19 protein-coding genes are annotated in these 17,425 nt (G+C 47.7%); 6 read left to right on the forward strand and 13 right to left on the reverse strand.

The genetic code is table 11. The annotated features are described in order from the left end of the window. Positions 1–498: 498 nt before the first annotated feature. From E3E32_RS01260 to E3E32_RS01275, 4 genes are all read right to left on the reverse strand, one after another. Positions 499–930, reverse strand: coding sequence for a hypothetical protein (locus tag E3E32_RS01260; RefSeq protein ID WP_167729851.1), 432 nt, complete (start codon positions 928–930; stop codon positions 499–501). Between the two features lie 21 nt (positions 931–951). After that, a complete protein-coding gene (locus E3E32_RS01265) occupies positions 952–1,425 on the reverse strand; it encodes a hypothetical protein (protein ID WP_167729852.1) in 474 nt (157 codons plus the stop codon). An 84-nt stretch (positions 1,426–1,509) separates the two neighbouring features. Continuing rightward, positions 1,510–1,905 carry a hypothetical protein gene (locus E3E32_RS01270; protein ID WP_167729853.1) on the reverse strand — a complete coding sequence of 132 codons (396 nt, stop codon included), beginning with the start codon at positions 1,903–1,905 and terminating at the stop codon, positions 1,510–1,512. Next, positions 1,892–2,182: a hypothetical protein gene (locus E3E32_RS01275; RefSeq protein WP_167729854.1), complete on the reverse strand. Its 291-nt coding sequence runs from the start codon at positions 2,180–2,182 to the stop codon at positions 1,892–1,894. The genes E3E32_RS01270 and E3E32_RS01275 overlap by 14 nt, the downstream gene beginning before the upstream one ends. A 305-nt stretch (positions 2,183–2,487) precedes the next feature. Between E3E32_RS01275 and E3E32_RS01280 the strand changes: the two genes are divergently transcribed. Next, positions 2,488–2,748: a hypothetical protein gene (locus E3E32_RS01280; RefSeq protein WP_167729855.1), complete on the forward strand. Its 261-nt coding sequence runs from the start codon at positions 2,488–2,490 to the stop codon at positions 2,746–2,748. Here E3E32_RS01280 and E3E32_RS01285 read toward each other — a convergent pair. Beyond that, positions 2,722–3,828 carry a hypothetical protein gene (locus E3E32_RS01285; protein ID WP_167729856.1) on the reverse strand — a complete coding sequence of 369 codons (1,107 nt, stop codon included), beginning with the start codon at positions 3,826–3,828 and terminating at the stop codon, positions 2,722–2,724. The two genes, E3E32_RS01280 and E3E32_RS01285, sit on opposite strands and share 27 nt — an antisense overlap. A gap of 167 nt (positions 3,829–3,995) precedes the next feature. Here E3E32_RS01285 and E3E32_RS01290 point away from each other — a divergent pair, with 167 nt between their 5' ends. Next, positions 3,996–5,048 (forward strand): M20/M25/M40 family metallo-hydrolase, encoded by a 1,053-nt coding sequence (locus E3E32_RS01290; RefSeq protein WP_167730867.1) that lies wholly within the window; start codon positions 3,996–3,998, stop codon positions 5,046–5,048. A 74-nt stretch (positions 5,049–5,122) separates the two neighbouring features. Here E3E32_RS01290 and E3E32_RS01295 read toward each other — a convergent pair whose 3' ends face one another. Next, entirely contained in the window at positions 5,123–7,900 is a 2,778-nt protein-coding gene (locus tag E3E32_RS01295) for a DEAD/DEAH box helicase (protein WP_167729857.1), read from the reverse strand. Between the two features lie 30 nt (positions 7,901–7,930). Next, the gene (locus E3E32_RS01300) at positions 7,931–9,064 is read right to left on the reverse strand and encodes an iron-containing alcohol dehydrogenase (protein ID WP_167730868.1); all 1,134 of its coding nucleotides are present in this window, start codon (positions 9,062–9,064) and stop codon (positions 7,931–7,933) included. Positions 9,065–9,219: 155 nt separating this feature from the next. On the opposite strand from E3E32_RS01300, the gene E3E32_RS01305 reads away from it, so the two are divergent. Beyond that, positions 9,220–9,501: a hypothetical protein gene (locus tag E3E32_RS01305; RefSeq protein ID WP_167729858.1), complete on the forward strand. Its 282-nt coding sequence runs from the start codon at positions 9,220–9,222 to the stop codon at positions 9,499–9,501. On the opposite strand, the gene mtnA is transcribed toward E3E32_RS01305, so the two are convergent. Further along, positions 9,453–10,523: an S-methyl-5-thioribose-1-phosphate isomerase gene (mtnA, locus tag E3E32_RS01310; protein WP_167729859.1), complete on the reverse strand. Its 1,071-nt coding sequence runs from the start codon at positions 10,521–10,523 to the stop codon at positions 9,453–9,455. The genes E3E32_RS01305 and mtnA overlap by 49 nt on opposite strands. 55 nt (positions 10,524–10,578) lie before the next feature. On the opposite strand from mtnA, the gene E3E32_RS01315 reads away from it, so the two are divergent. Beyond that, positions 10,579–11,097: an NTPase gene (locus E3E32_RS01315; RefSeq protein WP_167730869.1), complete on the forward strand. Its 519-nt coding sequence runs from the start codon at positions 10,579–10,581 to the stop codon at positions 11,095–11,097. On the opposite strand, the gene E3E32_RS01320 is transcribed toward E3E32_RS01315, so the two are convergent. The 3 genes from E3E32_RS01320 to albA form a co-directional block, all read right to left on the reverse strand. Beyond that, positions 11,094–11,639: a cyclic nucleotide-binding/CBS domain-containing protein gene (locus E3E32_RS01320; RefSeq protein ID WP_167729860.1), complete on the reverse strand. Its 546-nt coding sequence runs from the start codon at positions 11,637–11,639 to the stop codon at positions 11,094–11,096. The two genes, E3E32_RS01315 and E3E32_RS01320, sit on opposite strands and share 4 nt — an antisense overlap. A gap of 49 nt (positions 11,640–11,688) precedes the next feature. Continuing rightward, positions 11,689–12,327 carry an ArsR/SmtB family transcription factor gene (locus E3E32_RS01325; protein WP_370456344.1) on the reverse strand — a complete coding sequence of 213 codons (639 nt, stop codon included), beginning with the start codon at positions 12,325–12,327 and terminating at the stop codon, positions 11,689–11,691. A gap of 102 nt (positions 12,328–12,429) precedes the next feature. Then, entirely contained in the window at positions 12,430–12,705 is a 276-nt protein-coding gene (gene albA / locus E3E32_RS01330; RefSeq protein ID WP_167729861.1) for a DNA-binding protein Alba, read from the reverse strand. 192 nt (positions 12,706–12,897) lie between these two features. On the opposite strand from albA, the gene purB reads away from it, so the two are divergent. Next, positions 12,898–14,253, forward strand: coding sequence for an adenylosuccinate lyase (gene purB / locus E3E32_RS01335; RefSeq protein WP_167729862.1), 1,356 nt, complete (start codon positions 12,898–12,900; stop codon positions 14,251–14,253). Between the two features lie 1,633 nt (positions 14,254–15,886). On the opposite strand, the gene E3E32_RS01340 is transcribed toward purB, so the two are convergent. Continuing rightward, positions 15,887–16,243, reverse strand: coding sequence for a DUF134 domain-containing protein (locus E3E32_RS01340; protein WP_167729863.1), 357 nt, complete (start codon positions 16,241–16,243; stop codon positions 15,887–15,889). A gap of 104 nt (positions 16,244–16,347) precedes the next feature. Between E3E32_RS01340 and E3E32_RS01345 the strand changes: the two genes are divergently transcribed. After that, positions 16,348–16,806 carry a 6-carboxytetrahydropterin synthase gene (locus E3E32_RS01345; RefSeq protein WP_167729864.1) on the forward strand — a complete coding sequence of 153 codons (459 nt, stop codon included), beginning with the start codon at positions 16,348–16,350 and terminating at the stop codon, positions 16,804–16,806. On the opposite strand, the gene E3E32_RS01350 is transcribed toward E3E32_RS01345, so the two are convergent. Next, positions 16,803–17,378, reverse strand: a complete 576-nt coding sequence (locus E3E32_RS01350; RefSeq protein ID WP_167729865.1) for a hypothetical protein — start codon at positions 17,376–17,378, stop codon at positions 16,803–16,805. The genes E3E32_RS01345 and E3E32_RS01350 overlap by 4 nt on opposite strands. Positions 17,379–17,425 lie beyond the last annotated feature (47 nt).

The raw sequence follows: 17,425 nt of genomic DNA on the forward strand, positions 1-17,425 counted from the left end.
CCAGATGGCCGCCAGAGCCCCTCCAGCTTCAAAATTCGCCCTTAAAATTTTCATCGAAACGCCGAGATTAAAATTTTTAGGCTGGCCTAATCGAAAGTGTCAACTAAGCACAATCACTGCTACTGTATCACTGCACAGAATCAGCTAACCCTATCCTCTCTGATTTTAGCATACAGTCTGCTCTCTGCTATTTCTGAGCGCTCTGAGCTGTCTATTCTCAGAGCGGCCTTCCTGCCTCTTTCCTTCCTACTCTCTCTAATCAGATTCTAACATGTTGGGGGAATAAGTGAGGGCCGAGGAGGCCCTCTTCCAAGCTTTTTCCTACTCTTTTCACCGACCGCTGGGGGTCGGTGTTATATCGTGCTTGCGATATATTGTGTTACAGTGTGGTTTATAAACTTTTCGCTTTTTGTTACAAAATCTTACAACAAATATATTGAAAGTTGCGATACCAACATAATATTGGTATCATCTTGTTACAAATTTTAAGACAAATGACTACTGCAATTTTTTCTTAAGAAGGTAAAGCATACAAAAGAGTTTATCGCTCACGAATTCTGTGTCAATTGCGAGCTTGAATATTGCTCTATAAACTGATTTGACAGAGACAAACATGTTGTCGAGCTCACGAAGCTTATACACATACTCGACATCATCGAGCACAAGTTCTGCTTCGAGGTTATCTGCAATCATCTTCAATACTTTGTCTCTGTGAAGCAACACAAATGTCACTGTATATATTTTGTAACTTTTCTTGTCGATGATTGAGACAATGTAGTGTGTTGAAAGAAATGTTAAAAATGCGTCAACTCGTGTGACTGTTATAATCAAGTCGTCGAGCTCGAACTTTGAAATTCTGTTGTCGCTCAGCTCATTTTTGTAGTGATGTGCAAGTGCTTCTGATGTTTTAATAATGTCATCGACCTTCATGCTCTCACAATATATTTATTGTTACTTTTGGTTTAGCACGACACTGACAAGCTCTCGCTTCTTGTTGTCGCTTGCACTCATGTATTCGTCCGCAAAATCTTGAGCTGTTATTGTCTCAATTTTCAAGTGAAACAGATGAAGTTTGTTTTCATTAATCTCAAAAAATGCTTTGTATCTGAACATCACAGCAAAATGCTCACGCTCAATTGATGCAGTATCCTCGATTATTAGCACATTTCTTATCAGTTTCAGTTCTTTAAAGTCGTCTTCAATGAGATAGAGCCCATCTCTGTCTTCTTGTGCGAATTCTTTGTCGAGCTGTTCGAATAGTTTGTAGACAATGTCTGTCGCAAGCTTGTTTAGTTCATGTTTCTCGCTTTCAGTCAAACACTGCTTGTTTAGTAGCTCTTTCAGTCTTTCAATCTCATAATTCGTGAGTTCAAGCTCTCTGCTAACTCTTTTTATGACAAACTCTGCGAAAGAGTGCTCATTCATAACTGCTCACCGAGATGTATTGTGCATGAGTGTTAATAAAACTTATGCACGAAATATGATTACAATAATTGGGAGAAAAAGCGCTCAAAGAGTCTTCATGTAGTATTCCTTTATGCCCCGCTTTGTTTCGACATAAAACTTGTTTCCGCACCTGTAGACCTTTTTACCACTCTTTACTGCCTTTTTGACAGCGGCTGGAATCAAAAATTCGAGTGCTTCATCAATACTGGCGAGTTTTGAGCTGACTCTGTATTTAACAAACTCATTGACTGTTTTGTCGAAAAAGATGATGAATCCGAAACGCTGGCCATGCGAATAGCGCTCTCCCCAGCCCTCGTATGCGATAAAGAGAATCTTGTTCTTCTCATCGAGGTCAAAGAACCATTCTCCACCCTGAATATGCCTACTGCTCCTGTATCCTTCGAATTTCCCCGGAACCAATATATACTGTTTGTTTTTCTCTCTTCTAACATCTAACAATATCTGTATACCCCCATCTTGCTTCTGAATGAAGGCCCCAGTGGTCGTGCGAAACCTCTGTGAATTTGACCCTGTTTCTGCCAAAGGTCTTTTGAATAGCCTTTTTCATCTTGTTTGAGAGTTCATATGTCTCATTTCCACAATAAGCAAACTCTTCTGTGAGAGTCTTCCTGTTCTGCTTCTTCACAAGAACACTGAGCACAATGTCGCTCTTCACATCGAGACAGTTTTTCATATCAATCTTATCGAGCTTTTTACTAACCTGTCTCATGCTCATGTTTTCACCACCATTATTTAAGGTTGAAAACATTTAAGGCACGACAGTGGGGATGTGTAGTTGATGTTGAGTTCAGTAAAGTCAAACTTTTTCTTCAGGCATTTTGTGATGCTCTCTATGTGCTTTCATGATATTATTATGTGGGTTTGTTTATAAATTTTTCTATAGTTTTTTTATGATATTTATTGTAACTTCATTGTTGTTTAATCACATATAATTTCCGAAAAAGCTCTCAATAACAAGACTATGTGTTTTTGCAAAACATTTTTATTACTATTATTGGCAATATTATATTGGTGGTTTAGATGGTTGAGGTCATACAGCTCACAGAGGAGACATATAGAATCTTGAATGCACAGAAACAATATCTCAAAGAGGAGTTCGGCGAACCATTCGCTTATTCTGACATTATACAGATTGCATTAAAATATCTCAAAGAAAAACTTGATGAAAATCCAGAGGAAGTATATATCGAACTTGCATCAATCAAAGCGAGAAGGATGGCTCTTCACAAACTGAAGAGAAAGAAAAAGCGAACATCACAGGATTCCGAAAATATCGAGTAACTCTTCTTGAATTTCAAGCACAACCTCTCTTCTTGTTTTCTTGAATTGATGGTCAGTCATTTCAAAGTATCTCTTTCTTGAGATATAATTCATGTGTAATACATCGGTCGTGTGTCCGACAAGAGTTTTGATAAGGGTCTCATCCCTCAGTTTTTCCCGGAGGTATGAAGTGTAAAAGTGCCTAATTCTTCGAAAACCAACGACATTACCATTTTCGTCACTAAAAATCTTCCGCATAACTTCATTTTTGTATAGCTCTTTCTCAGGGTTCGCATAGAATAGGTATTCAGCACCTTCCTTGACATGCTTTCTCCTGTATTCAGTGTATATATCGATGATGCGGGGATGAACAGGAATTAGTTTGTAGTTCTTTTCAATACCTTCACTAACTTTCAAAAGCGGAATCCTCGCCCATCCTTCACTGTCAATATAGAGATAGTTAATCTCACTCGCTCTTGCGAAAGTTGTGATATCAAGTATAAGCATTGTCTTGAGTTTCTCATATCTCCCCCTTCCGAGCTGTTTGTCTTTGTATGCTATTTCGAGGTTCTCGAAGATTGTCATGATGTCTTCAAGTGTTGCTTCCCACTTCTCTTCTTCCCTCGCCTCGCTCTCAAATTCAAAGAGCGACAAGTGTTTGTGTTTGGCTGGAAGTGGCATCAAACTTGCATCAAGGAGGAAAAGATAGAAGTCTTTTCTTCCTGACTTCAGTGCGCCTTGTAAGAGCGAGCTCTTATATTTCTCATAAGATGTCTTATCAACTTCATACCAGAGTTTGAGGAGGAACTCCTGAACATTCTGCTGTGTTATATAGAACTCGTATGTCTTTATTGACTTGCTATTAACTTCAATCTCCCCGAGAAACTTTCTCTTCACATTTGTGTCTGTCATCAAGAACTTCACGAACCTGTTATATACAGTCCTATAGTTTGAGTAAGTCTTTTTGTTTAGTATATTCCTGAGGAAACTAAGCATTTTTGCGAATTCTTCTGTTGTTATTACAAATACTTGCTCCCTTTGAGCAGAATTGAACATTGGACTAATTATAATCGAGCTAAGTCTCACCCCTTCATCACCCAATATAATTTTGCTTATAGTTTTTATAAGTTTTTCCTTATAGTTAAATCTAAAAACTTATATTTTTAGTGCCAAAAAACTATATGGAGAAATGCATCTCTTCATCGCCCCTTCAATCTACGCAGGAGAGGTTTATAAACCCAACCACGGAGCTTTATTAGGTGACCCAAATGAAAACTGAGAGAGCAAAGGAAATCCTTCTCAACCTCCTCAAAATTCCGTCCCCCTCAGGGAGCGAGGATCGGATAGCCCTTCACATCATGGAGTTCCTCCACAAGCTGGACTACGACGTCCACATCGAGAGTGACGGCGAGATAATCGACCTCGTCGTCAATCCCGACGCTGAGCTCTTCTACGAGGTCCATATGGACACGATACCGATGAGGGCCGAGCCCTTTGTAAGGGGTAACATCGTTTACGGAACCGGCGCGAGCGACATAAAGGGCGGCATAGCTGCGATTCTGCTTATGCTCGAAGAACTTAAGAAAGAGGGTAAGGATCTCAACGTCGGCATTGTCTTCGTCAGCGACGAAGAGCACGGCGGAAGAGGCTCGGCACTCTTTATGGAGCGGTACAGGCCCAAGATGGCCGTTGTGCTTGAGCCCACTGATCTAGAGGTCCACATAGCCCACGCAGGCAACATAGAGGCCTACTTTGAGGTCGACGGCAAAGAGGCCCACGGAGCCTGCCCTGAGAGTGGAATCAACGCCATAGATCAGACCTTCAAGATGCTTGAGGAGCTCAAGAAGCTCGAACCTTTCAACGCGAAGGGCAAGTATTTCGACGCTCACATCGGCCTTCAGGAGCTAGTCTGCGACAACCCATACTACCTTATCCCTGCCCTCTGCCGTGGTCGTGTGGAGGCTCGCCTTCTGCCAGATCAGGAAGTCGAGGACATCCTTGACCTTATGGAGCCAATATTTGAGGAGTACACCCTCAAGTACGAGTACACGGAGATATGGGACGGCTACGAGCTTGAACCTGATGAGGAGATAGTCCAGCTGGCTAAGAAGGCTATGGAGGCCACGGAGATAGACGAGTTCGGCGGCATGAGGAGCTGGACGGATGCAATAAACTTCGTGTACAACGGAACGAGAACGATAGTCTTCGGCCCAGGTAACCTCGACATCTCACACACAAAGAACGAGCACATCGATGTGAGGGACGTGGTTACAGCAAGTGAGTTTTTGAAGGCCTTGAATGAGATTTTTGGAAAGAGCTGAGGTTTCCCTTCTTTTTACTTTCCCTTCGCATTACGGCCTTAACTGATCCACCAACAGATAATTTGTGGAACCCATTATTCCTCAGACTTCTTCTCTTCCTCCTTCTTTACATCCACCCAGAATCTCCTGGTCCTTATGAACTCTCTCTCACGCTCCATTAGGGCCACGAGGAGTGCCTCTCCCCTGTACTGGCTCAGAAGCCTCGCCGCAGTGTCCGGTCCCGTTCCGTAGCTCGCCAGAGCAAGAACAGCGTCGAAGCCGTAGGAATCGATCAGATCAGCGGCCTTCAGGAGCTTCCTGTAAGCCCTCTCCTCTTTCTTTTCGAGCCTCTCGCCGTACCTGACCTTTTTGAGAACGGGCATGAACTCCTCCGCGTCAATCGGATGGGCAACTGCCAGCATCCTCGAGCCGCACTTTGGGCACTCCCAGTGCTTGATTCTTTCCCTCAGGCGTGAAACTCTTGTTTTTGAGCTCCAGCCGCAGTTGGTGCAGACCAAGACAACCTCATGGTCGAGGAGCCTTCTCTTGAACAGCTCAAGTATCTCGTCCCTCTCCAGCTCTCCTCCGATCAGGAACTCGCCTCCGACGCTCATGTTAAGCCTCGCCAGCCTTGACGGCTCTCTCCTCAGTTCAGTTTTCACGCGCAAGCTTCCAGCTTTGAGCATGCTCAGAACGACTTCACCTCTCTTAACATCAACCTTGTCGTGGTACAGCTCGTTCAGGGTTTCCCTCTCGATTACCGTCTCCTCGAAGAGCCGCTCGATTCTCCTTATCTTTGCGTCCCTCCTAAGTGCGCCAAAGCGTTTGGCGACGTTCATCATCCTCCAGCGGTAGGCGTGGGAGTCCCTCAGCGAGCGCGCAACGATGAACTCCAGTGCCTCCGGCTCCTGGTAGAGGTAGCGCTTGACCTCGCTCGGGTTCAGCTGGAAGGGCGTCTTGAATACTATAGCGTGGGCCTGACTTCTCACGGAGAAGACCCTGCCGTAGCGCAGGATCAGGAAGGAATGAACCAGCCGGCCGAGGGCTTCATTCGCCCTGTTGCCGAAGTCAGCGTGGATTACGAGCGCTTTCGGCGTGCTCTCTATCACAATATCCCTGTCGGTTGAGAAGAGTTCATCCTTTATCCCCTCAAAAGCCCGTCTGAGCTCCTCCTCGCTGAAGTTCACGCCTTCCAGAAGCTCTAAAGCCCGTTTGAAGTCAAAGGCCAGCTCCCGCTTCAACCTTCCCACGTCAAGGGCAATACCGAAGGGAACGGGAATCATCTCACCCTCCCAGCTCGGTATTGCACTCTCTAGGCTCTTGCTCTCGCGCACCTTCAGCAATTTCGCCTCTTCATCAATCTTGAGCACTATCCAGCTCCTCCCGTTCATCACGAACTCCATTCCTTCCTCCAGGTCCATAACGAAGCTCTCGTCGAGCCGTCCGATTATGTGTCCGCTCCCTGCGTCGAAGACGCGCCAGGAAACCTCGTCCGGGATCGTCGAGAGGTTCTCGTAGTAGTACTGGAAAGCCCCGCGCTTGAGGTAGAGCAGACCAGTTTCTTCGTCGTAGCCAATTAGACGAGCGTCCTCGAGGATTCCCAAAACATCGAGATAGTCCTCCCATTTAAGCTCCCTGTAAACGTAAGCTCGCCTCGCTATCTCGTAGGGTCTTTCCCTCGGCATGCGTTTGTACTCGATAAGAAGCCCAACGAGGAAGTGGGCCAAAACGTCGAGGCCGCCAATCGGCTTTACAGCCTCAAATCTTCCCTCCAGCGCGCGCCTGGCTATGATTAGACTCTGAAGGTAGTCCTCAACGTTGGAGGTGATGACGTATCCTTCGCTGACCTCGCCAATCCTGTGCTTTGCCCTCCCCACACGCTGAACCAAGCGGTTCACCTGTCTCGGGCTCATGTACTGAATGACAACGTCTACGTCCCCTATGTCAATTCCCAGCTCCATCGAGGACGTGCAGATGAGAGCCTTGATTTTGCCCTCCTTCAAGGCCCTTTCCGCTTTTATACGAGCCTCCTTCGAGAGGCTTCCATGATGAACTTCAACTGGCTTGCCCCAGGCCTTCAGACGGTGGGCCAGAATCTCGGCGAACTGCCTGGTGTTGGTGAATATCAGCGCCTTTCCATGCTCTTCGACTATTTCCCAAAGAGTTCTGAGACGGGCGGCCACATCGGGGGTCAGGCTCAGCTCCTCCGCGAGCTTGAAGTCCTTCTCCTCCGGCCTCGGATAGAGCACGTGAAAGCGGTACGCTTTTCTCCAGCTGGGTTTGACTATCGTTTCCGCCCCGAGCCACTCCCTTACCTCGTCCTCGTTGCCGACCGTCGCGGTCATTCCGACGCGTTTGAAGTCCGCTATCTCTGCCAGCCTCTCAAGGTTCAGCAGGAGCTGTGCCCCACGCTTGTTGTCGACCAGCTCGGCTATCTCGTCAACAATGACGAACCTGACGTTCTCCAGAGCTTTTCGGAGTGATTTTACCGTTAGAATAACGCCAAGAGTCTCGGGGGTAATGATGAGCATCTGAGGCGGGTTCTTCGTCTGCTTGGCCTTTTTGTAGGCAGAAGTGTCCCCGTGCCTCACCTCGACGCTTATTCCAAGCCTCTCTCCCCACCACTCCAGGCGCTCGAGCAGATCCCTGTTGAGGGCCTTTAGGGGAGCGATGTAGAGGGCGGAGATTGGCTTGAGGCCTTCCTTAAGGATGGCGTTGAAGACGGGCAGAACGGCCGCCTCGGTCTTTCCCGAGCCTGTGGGGGCGATGATTAAAACGCTCTTCCCGGAGCTAACCTCACGAAAAGCTTTCATCTGAAGCTCGTTGAGCTTTCCAAAGCGCTCCCTGATGATCTTCTTGAGGAGAAGGTGCATGATGAGAGAAGGAAGGGGGAGTTTATAAAATCACTCCCCGTAGAAGGCCTTTAGATACAGCTCCCTTATCTCCTCGGGCTTGGGCTCCACCGGGTTGAAGTAAACAAGTCCGTCGCGGTAGGCCTTCTCCGCCATCTCCTCGACCCTGCTCACGAAAGTTTCTTCGTCAACCAGCTCGCTCAGCTTCGGAACGCCGAGCATCTCGTTTAGCTCCTTAACGACTTCCACTAAATCTTTGGCACTCGAGAAGCCCAGCTCCCTCGCTATCTCCGCGTAGCGCTTCCTCGCGTAGTCGTTCCTCATGTTGAACTCCATGACGTACGGCAGGAATATCGCGTTGAGCAGGCCGTGGGGACCTATCCAAGCAGCTTTGTGACTCATGGCATGGCAGAGGCCGAGACGAGCGTTAAGAAACGCTATACCAGCCATCGTGGCCGCGTAATGAACTTTTGCCCTCGCGTCCTCGTCGCCCTTAACCGACAGGGGCAGCCACTTGTAGACAGTCTTTATCGCCTTTATCGCCATCGCGTCGCTGAAGGGGTTTGCGACCTTCGTTGTGTAGGCCTCTATCCCGTGAACGAGTACGTCTAACCCGGAGTTTCTCGCAACCTCGGCCGGCATTGTTCTTGGCAGCCTCGGGTCAAGAATAGCTATATCCGGCGCTATTTCGGGAGTGACGATGTTGTACTTCACGTCACCCTTCTTGAGGACGCTCGCAGCAGATACCTCGCTTCCGGCGCCGCTTGTTGAAGGTATCGCTATCAGTGGAGTTTTAAGCTTAGGAACCGGCTTTGGCTTGGAGAAGCGGTCGATGAAGGCTATCTCCTCGAACTCAACTTCTGGAGCATCATAGAAGACCTTCAGCGCCTTGGTAGTGTCTATGACGCTTCCGCCACCCAACGCCACCAGAAGATCCGGGTTAAACTCCCTGACCTTTGGCAGGAACTCCTCTATGACTTCCACACTTGGCTCTGCCGGAAGGCCTGCTATCGAGAAGACCTCGGCCCCGCCCTCCTTCACATAGTCCTCGGCCTCCTTCAGGAAGCCGTGTCTTTTCATTGAGCGGGATGAGAGAATCAGAACGCGTTCGTAACCCTTCACTGCTTTGGAGAGGTGGCTTAGGCTTCCCTCCCCTTCGACTATCCTCGTCTTCAGCCAGAACATGGGCACCACCGTGATTCCCTATGCTCAGGTGCTTTTAACGTTCTCGCTTCTTAAACAGGGATTGAATTAGTTGCGAGCATTTTATTTTCTGAACTTCCGGTTTTTAACCTTTGGATTGGGAAACGCTTTAATCTTCGCGCTCTTTTTCTTCATCGATGCTCGTGAGAGGTAAGATCGTTGGAAAGAACTGCAGCGCTCCCTTCGTGGTGCGCAAAGACAAGGGCGGTGTTAGCGTCAGGGTAGAACTTGGAGATAAGGACTTTACTTATTCAATTGACTGCCCCTGTCTCGAGCCGCTGGAGCTTCTCGGCCTTCTGCTGCCGTCCCTTGAAGAAGAGCTCGGGGAGATTCAAGGAGTCTTCGTGGAGGAGGTAAAAGAAGAGAAGAGTCACTCCCGCTTGAAGAGCCTCTTGAGGTTTCTCTCGAAGGGCGGGTAAACGACTCCTCTGTCTGTGATTATGCCCGTCAGATACTTGTGCGGCGTCACGTCGAAGGCAGGGTTGTAGACGTCGACATCTGGAGCAATCCTGCAGCCACCGCAGGTGAGAACCTCCTCCTTGCTGCGCTCCTCTATTGGTATCTCCTTTCCGCTTTTGAGGCTCATGTCTATGGTCGAGAGCGGCGCGACGGTGAAGAAAGGAATTCCATGCTCTTTGGCCAGAACTGCGAGGGTGTAGGTCCCTATCTTGTTGGCGAAGTCGCCGTTTGCCACTATCCTGTCCGCACCGACTATAATCGCGTCAACCTTTCCCTGCTGCATCACGAAGCCAGCCATGTTGTCACTTATAAGCTTGAGTGGAATTCCGTCGTAGTGGTACTCCCATGCTGAGAGCCTTGCGCCCTGAAGGACGGGCCTTGTCTCGTCAACCCAGAGGAGCCTGAGGGTTCCTTCCCTGTTCATGACCCTCAGCACGGCGCCAACGGTTCCAAGATGGACGGTCGCCAGACTTCCGGCGTTGCAGTGGGTCAGGATATTGCCCTCCGGCAGGGCCTCGGCACCGTAGTGACCCATCCTGAGGTTTGCTTCCACGTCTTCGTCCGCTATCTTTTGCGCCTCTTCAACTATGAGGCGCTTTATCTCGTCGAGTGAATCCTCTCTGTGTTCCTCAACCACCTTTTTAACCCTGTTAAGTGCCCAGAAGAGGTTTACGGCTGTTGGCCTCGTATTCCTGAGAGTGTCATATGCGTGGTAGAAACCGTCCATGAACTCATCTTTGGTCTTTGCCTTTGTCGTCTCAGCGTAGAGGGCCAGGCCAAAGGCTGCTGCGGCCCCTATCGCCGGCGCCCCGCGCACCTGCATCGTAACTATCGCCCTCGCAACCTCATCAACCGTCATCAGCTCGATGACCTTAAACTCCCTTGGAAGAAGACGCTGGTCTATGAGCTTAACCTTTCCGCTCTTGTAGATAACGCTCCTCGGGAGCCTCGTGAGCTCTTCCGGTTTATACTTCAGCTCCATCACGACCACCCTAAAGGGTTTAAGGAGGAAGCTTAAAACTCGTTCGGTGGTGACAATGAGGATATTCATAACCGGCCCAGCAGGAGTTGGGAAGACGACGCTTGTGAGCAGAGTTGCTAGGGAAGTCGACCGCTGGGGCTACATCGTCGGCGGCATGATAACTCAAGAAGTAAGGGAGCGCGGTAGGAGAATGGGGTTCAAGATAACAGCCCTCGACACGGGTGAGGAGGGAACCCTCGCATGGGTCGGAAACGGCCGGCCAAGGATAGGAAAATACGTAGTCCATGTTGACGAGCTCAATCGCGTTGGCGTTTCCGCGATAAGGAGAGCTTTAATCGAGGCAGATTTGATAGTTATTGATGAAATTGGCCCGATGGAGTATATGAGCGATGAGTTTGTACGGATTGTGGGAGAAGTCCTGAAGTCAGAAAAGCCGCTTCTGGCGGTGGTTCACAGACGCTTTGCGGACAAGTTCAGGCCACTTGGAAAACTCTACACACTGAGCGTCGAGAACAGAAACAGAGTCTTCACTGGGGTAATGGATGAAGTTATGAAAGAGCTAAGGGGCGGTTAAAGGTTTAAGGAGTCCTTGCAGCTCTCGCAGATCCACTTCTCGCCGCCCTCGATGTAGACTTTGTAGAGCGAACCATACTGACCACAGAGCTCGCAGATTCCATAGACGTCTGCCTCTGGCTCGGGCTCCTCCTCAGCTGCCTCTTCAGCCTCGCTGGCATAGGTATTGAGCGCTGCGAGAAGATCCGCAGCAGTTACGAACCCTATCGGCTTTCCAAAGCGGGTAACGAGGAGCCTTCTTATGCCCTTGTCCATCATCCTATCGATGGCATCCTGTACCTCGTAGTCATCCTCTATCGTTACAGGGTTCTTGGTCATTACCTCCTCGACTTTAACGTCTTTGGGATCCCTACCTTTTGCCACGACCTTGTCGAGTATGTCCCTGTCGGTTATTATTCCAACGATTTCGTCGTCCTTGACGACGACAGCGCTTCCGACCTTGTTTCTTGAGAGTATTCTGGCGATTCTGTGGACTGTATCGTCCGGTTTGACTATTACTGCTTTCCTTTTAACTACTTGTCCCACGGCAATTCTCGGTGCCATTTTATCACCTCACTAATGGGAGTTAGATGAGAAACTTAAAAACCTTTCCTCAGCGCCTGCGCTTCAAAAGATACGAGACGAGGAGAAACGTTAAGATGAACGCTGCAAGGGAGAGCACCACTGGAAGGGCCGAAGCAGAAGTCTGCATTAATGGTGTGGTAGTTGTTCCCTGCGTGGTGTTGGTTGTGAGCACGGTTATTTCCCTGCCCGCTTCCATCACAGTAAAGTTTCCCAATTGAGTCGTATTGCTATAAGTGGGTATGTCCTTTGGACTCAGAAAGTTCGTTGAGGCCTTGTAGACGCCGGCCGACATCATCCCCGCGACGGCCAAACTTATCACGTGGAGCTTCTCAAAGCCGAGAACAGATTTTCTCTTAATCTTGGAGACGCTCTTTCTTGGGACGAGTAGAATAGGTCTGTCTGAGGCACTGTACAGCTTTACCTCCTGCAAACGCTTGCCGTACTTTTTGCCAGCGACCTCAACGAGTCCCACCTTGAGCATCTTGTCAATATGGTACGAGACTGTTGAGATGGGAAGGTTCAGCTCCCTCGCTATCTCGCTCATCGAAAGGGCTCTATCTTCCAGCAGGTGCAGGATGGCTATAGCTTTATCGTTCATTAGAATCTGAGCGAGCTCTTTCGCTCTCTCATCGTGTATATCTATGGTCTCGTAGTCCAAAGGAGCCACCTACGGAGAATACTGTGAGCAGATATTAAAGCTTTTCACAGCTTCAAACTGAGTTGAAGTCAATCTAGAAACGCGCGATAGTAAAAGGAAAGGAAGTCAAATTCACGGCTTCTCAAGGACGATCTCGATGGTCGAGGTGTTGGCAGTCCTGCCGTCGGCAGTCGGGAGCTCCTCGGTACCGATCTTGATCTCCTTGACCCTGACCTCTGGGAGGAACCTGTTCCTGACGATCTCGGCGACGTCAACGGCCCTGCTGATGGCCCTACCGCGAGCCTTGACGCTGACCTCTTTAGCGCCCTCGTTGAACTGGGTTATCACGGCGAGGACGTAGTTCATAACCGGCTTCTTTCCAATGTAGACAACATGCTCCTCTGCCATCTTTGGCACCTCCGGGAATTTTGTCGTTAGCATCTCGAGGGATTTCGGTTAAATACTTTTCGGTCTTTCCTGACGTTATTGGACAGTCCTGTGGCTTTAATGAATTTATCGAATGTCCATCTCTGCTCCTGCATGTTTCTGTTAAAGCAAAATGTTTTAAGCCGTAAGAATTGCCATAGACCTGGTGATAGGATGGCCGTTCATCCGATTGATTATCGCTACGGTAGCGAGGAGATGAGGAGAATTTGGGATGAAGAGAACAAGCTTCAGAAGCTACTCGATGTTGAGGCTGCCTTGGCTAGGGCTCACGCCAAGCTCGGCAACATCCCCGAAGAGAGCGCCCGCGTTATTTCTGAGAGGGCTAACACCAAGTGGGTTAAGCTCGAACGCGTTAAGGAGATAGAGAGCGAGATACACCATGACATAATGGCCGTCGTTAAGGCCCTGAGTGAGGTCTGCGGCGAACACGGCAAGTACGTTCATCTAGGTGCGACCTCAAACGACATCATCGACACGGCTAACGCTCTTCTCATCAAGGAGTCCATTGCGATAATCGAGAAGGATCTTAGGGAGCTCCGCTCAATTCTCAAGAAGCTCGCGGAGGAGCACAAGTACACGGTCTGCATCGGGAGAACCCACGGGCAACATGCTGTTCCTACAACATACGGCATGAAGTTTGCCCTCTGGCTCGATGAGATACAGAGACACATAGACAGGATAGAGGAGCTGAAGGAAAGGGCTTTGGTTGGCCAGATGAGCGGTGCAGTTGGAACGATGGCGTCCTTTGGCGATAAGGGCCTCGAAATTCAGCGTCTCGTCATGGAGGATCTCGATCTCAGACCTGCCAGAATAAGCAGCCAGATAATCCAGCGCGACGTTTACGCGGAACTAATGATGGTTCTCGCGCTTATAGCTTCCACCCTCGACAAGATAGCCCTCGAAATCAGAAACCTCCAGAGAACTGAAATCCTCGAGGTGAGCGAGCCCTTCGGAAAGAAGCAGGTGGGCTCCTCGACAATGCCCCACAAGAGGAACCCCATACGGAGCGAGAAGGTGAGTGGCTTGGCGAGGGTTCTCTACTCCAACGTCATTCCTGCACTGCTCAACAACCCCCTATGGCATGAGAGGGATCTGACGAACTCCTCTGTCGAACGCGTTATCCTTCCTGAGAGCTTTGTTCTACTTGACGAGATGCTCAAGAGCATGAAGAAGGTTCTCTCGGGGCTTGAGTTCTTCCCGGAGAACATTAAGAGGAACCTCTACATGACTCACAACCTCATAATGGCCGAGCCGCTTATGCTCAAGCTTACTGAGAGAGGCATGGGAAGGCAGGAGGCGCATGAATTGGTGAGAGGACTGGCAATGAAGGCGTTCTACGAGAAGAGGGGCCTCATGGAGATCGCGAAGGAGAGTGAAGAAGTCAGAAAGTTCCTCAGTGAGGAAGACTTTGAGAACCTGAAGCCGGAGAACTACATTGGCCTCGCGCCTCAGATAGTTGATAACGTAATTGCCTATATAGGGGAGAAAGAGCGAAAAGAAGGGATGTAAGGCTTTAATTTCTTGTCTCTTATTCTCTACATCGTTTTTGTTGTTTTGTCCACCTCGTCAAATTTATCTCTCAAATTTTTGGGCGAATTGCTACGTTTAATTATAGTGATTTTTATGCTTTTTATTTAAGTGCTATTTATGTAAAAGTTCATTATAAATTTAATCCTTGTTTATGTGACTTAAAAATTACTCTTTGAAATATTAAAAAATCCAAATTTTTAACTTTTTCTTAGCGTAATTTTCGCAATGATTTTTAGTGTGGTAAGATGTGTGACTGACGTATGCCGACGAATGAAGTTGCCCCCACCAATGTTTTTGAGTCTAGTTCACCAATAGTCTCTATCGACTGGAATTGATACCACCTTTAATTGTAATCAATTTTTGGTCTGTAGAAGCCCGATCTTATCGATAAAAATCCCTGATTCAGAAAGGATGTCCATGGTTACACCATCATGCCCGATTGGGAGGGATAGTCTGGCCACGGGGATTGTCTATGGATATTTATTTGTGTTGTCTATTATCTTTCCTAAGTACATCATGATCATTTTATTTGTAGCTCATGGCAGTTGTAACTTTGTTTCGGAGCAAAGCTGGGGTGCAAATTGGAGAGTTTTGTATCCCTCCAACGCCTTATACTCACGGCAGATGATTATCACTTCAACCTGTCTTGGCATTTGTGTATTCGGTCTCCTCTATATCCACAGAATAACTGCTGTTTCAGACAGCATGGGTGCCTTTAACTAAAACAAAAGCTTTGGGCATGTAGGCGATGCCGGTATATACAGTGCACTCATCGGCCGATCTATTTCTGCCTCATGTTGATGCTCAAGCATGTCCATGGATTTTAGATATAAGGCACATTATATCCAAAATTCGTGTACATTGTTGTATATTGAAATGACCAGTCCATGCAGTGACGGGCGGTGTTTCCAGCTCAAATATTAGAGGATGCTGCTGGACTTAACTCATGGTATTATGGTGTGACGGGCGTCAGCAAACGCCCTGTTCCTCGTACTGCTTCAGGTCCACTGGTGCAATTTCAAGTATTAGTCCGATAAAGGAATATGTTGGTATCTCTGCCTTTCTTTGGGCTCTAGCATTAGTCGACCCGGTTAGTCTCTCTTGTGAAGGCTAGGGAAGTGGTTATCTCCTTGAGCTCTCTTAATTTATGGTGTCTATACGCGGGGATCTAGTACTACCTTTAATTGTAACCTAATATTTGGTTCAAGATAGCCTCTATCGGCACTGATTGTAGATTTTGTAAGGTATTGAGGTTGCTGTGTACCGTCCTCCTGCCAATGTTCCGAATGTGTTCTTTTTGCCTAATAATTTCTTTCTGAAGGGGTAAATTTTTTGAAATTTTTACTATTTTAAAAAGTTATATTTTTCTTGCAAAATTATTGTGATTGAAATGTATCTAAAAATTAAGTAAAAAATTTAGGCTTTAAAATAGTTTAAACAATACTTTATAAATTTGTTTAATTTTATCTATTTCAAAAAGTAAAAATCTGCTGAAAAATTTGAGAGATCACTCGATACAAAAATTAGGCTTTCCTAAAAGATGAAACAATCATAAAACGTCCCCGATAACGTAATACTCAAATAAAAGAAGATCTTTCATCAAACAAACAGCTTATGGACCTTCTTCAGCAATGTCCTTTGGGACCTCATTTCCTTGAGGAAGGATTATCAGCTCTCTGCCCTCAACCAGCATCTGAGCAACTTTCTTTCTGGCTGAGCTCAGAGCTCTCCAGACTGTTCCTCTTGAAACACCCATTCGCTTTCCGGCCTCTTCCTGGGTCAACCCCTCAAAATCAACCAGCCTTAGGGCTTCAAACTCCTCATAAGTCATGAAAATCGGTGGCTTGGGCTGTCCAATGGGAGGTAGCGCAGGATAGAAATGTCTAACCTGAGGGATGAAGCCTATCATCCTCATCTTTCTTCTTCTGCCCCGTCCTTTTCCCCAACCGCGTCCCATTCCCATCGGCATGATTATCAGTGGCCTTAAGGTAGCTTGGTTTATAGGTTTTCCTATCCCAAAGCTGCTCAGTAATTGTTATAACCAATTTGCTCTACTCGGAAGTGGTGAGAAAAATGGGATTTCGTTTAACTGAGAGAAAGATCGGCTGGCACAAGGACTTCGATAGCTCGCACTTCCTCGCTCTTCCCTATGAAAGCAAGTGCCTTAGAATTCACGGCCACACCTATAACGTTGACGTGGAGATATGGGGCGATGTCAATGAAAGCGGTATGATATTCGACTTCAACCACCTCAGCAATCTCATTAAGCTCTTAGACCACAGGATTCTCGTGAGCGAGGAGTGGGTTGTAGAAAGAAAAAACGGCCTGATAATCATCGAAAAGAACGGCAAGCGTCTGGAGCTCCCCGAGAATGAAGCGGTCGTCCTTGACAAGCCCAACGTTACTGCGGAATACATAGCCGAGTGGTTCGCGGAGAGGATAGCTGAAAAAGCCGGGGACAACGTGAGAAAGATAAAAGTGAAAATCTGGGAAGACCCGAGAAGCTACGCAGAAGTAACGCTGGAGCGTTAACAGGGATTCTTTCTTTTCTTCTCCGGCACAGGTGTCTCGATACTGCATTTTTCCCTCAGGTCTCTGAGGTGTTTTGCCGCCGTTGCTGCCAGCTCCTGGAAATACTCCTCCGGAAACGTTTCCTTTGCTTCGAGCGTTAGGCTGTGAATCAGCGTGAGGTACGCGTTGGCCATGTCACAGTCTTCAGATTCTGCTATGTGTGGCATCATGTCCACCAAGTAACCTAGGAAGTTGTGAAAGAGGTTGAGCCAGTCTCTCTCATAACCGTTCTCAATCAGCCAGCCCTTTAGGGTTATGAAGATTTTCACCGACGGAATGATTACCTCCCGTTCACCGTACCTGCGGTACCTTATGAGCAGATACTGAAGGAGCGATATAATGAATCTTCCAACTACTGCTTTCTCGCCACCGTTTTCCTTAATAAACCTCTGGAACTCCAGTAGGCCCTTGCCATCGCTTTTTTCAAACTCGGTGAGAAGTGCAGCGTAGGGAGTGGCGTACTGAGAGAAATCAACATCATCTAACTCAGGAATCTCGGGGAATATCTTTGCGACGGCTTCTTTGATGTTCATTCTCTCACCCAAACTATTAAATCCCGCTTGTCTTATTAGTTTTGAGG

This window comes from Thermococcus sp. GR6 (genome assembly GCF_012027415.1).
In the GTDB taxonomy this organism is placed as follows: domain Archaea; phylum Methanobacteriota_B; class Thermococci; order Thermococcales; family Thermococcaceae; genus Thermococcus; species Thermococcus onnurineus.

Coding starts and splice junctions, on each gene's coding strand:
- E3E32_RS01260 (WP_167729851.1), bottom strand. CDS start 930: ATGAAGGTCGATGACATTATTAAAACATCAGAAGCACTTGCACATCAC.
- E3E32_RS01265 (WP_167729852.1), bottom strand. CDS start 1,425: ATGAATGAGCACTCTTTCGCAGAGTTTGTCATAAAAAGAGTTAGCAGA.
- E3E32_RS01275 (WP_167729854.1), bottom strand. CDS start 2,182: ATGAGCATGAGACAGGTTAGTAAAAAGCTCGATAAGATTGATATGAAA.
- E3E32_RS01280 (WP_167729855.1), top strand. CDS start 2,488: ATGGTTGAGGTCATACAGCTCACAGAGGAGACATATAGAATCTTGAAT.
- E3E32_RS01290 (WP_167730867.1), top strand. CDS start 3,996: ATGAAAACTGAGAGAGCAAAGGAAATCCTTCTCAACCTCCTCAAAATT.
- E3E32_RS01295 (WP_167729857.1), bottom strand. CDS start 7,900: ATGCACCTTCTCCTCAAGAAGATCATCAGGGAGCGCTTTGGAAAGCTC.
- E3E32_RS01300 (WP_167730868.1), bottom strand. CDS start 9,064: ATGTTCTGGCTGAAGACGAGGATAGTCGAAGGGGAGGGAAGCCTAAGC.
- E3E32_RS01305 (WP_167729858.1), top strand. CDS start 9,220: ATGCTCGTGAGAGGTAAGATCGTTGGAAAGAACTGCAGCGCTCCCTTC.
- mtnA (WP_167729859.1), bottom strand. CDS start 10,523: ATGGAGCTGAAGTATAAACCGGAAGAGCTCACGAGGCTCCCGAGGAGC.
- E3E32_RS01315 (WP_167730869.1), top strand. CDS start 10,579: ATGAGGATATTCATAACCGGCCCAGCAGGAGTTGGGAAGACGACGCTT.
- E3E32_RS01320 (WP_167729860.1), bottom strand. CDS start 11,639: ATGGCACCGAGAATTGCCGTGGGACAAGTAGTTAAAAGGAAAGCAGTA.
- albA (WP_167729861.1), bottom strand. CDS start 12,705: ATGGCAGAGGAGCATGTTGTCTACATTGGAAAGAAGCCGGTTATGAAC.
- purB (WP_167729862.1), top strand. CDS start 12,898: ATGGCCGTTCATCCGATTGATTATCGCTACGGTAGCGAGGAGATGAGG.
- E3E32_RS01340 (WP_167729863.1), bottom strand. CDS start 16,243: ATGCCGATGGGAATGGGACGCGGTTGGGGAAAAGGACGGGGCAGAAGA.
- E3E32_RS01345 (WP_167729864.1), top strand. CDS start 16,348: ATGGGATTTCGTTTAACTGAGAGAAAGATCGGCTGGCACAAGGACTTC.
- E3E32_RS01350 (WP_167729865.1), bottom strand. CDS start 17,378: ATGAACATCAAAGAAGCCGTCGCAAAGATATTCCCCGAGATTCCTGAG.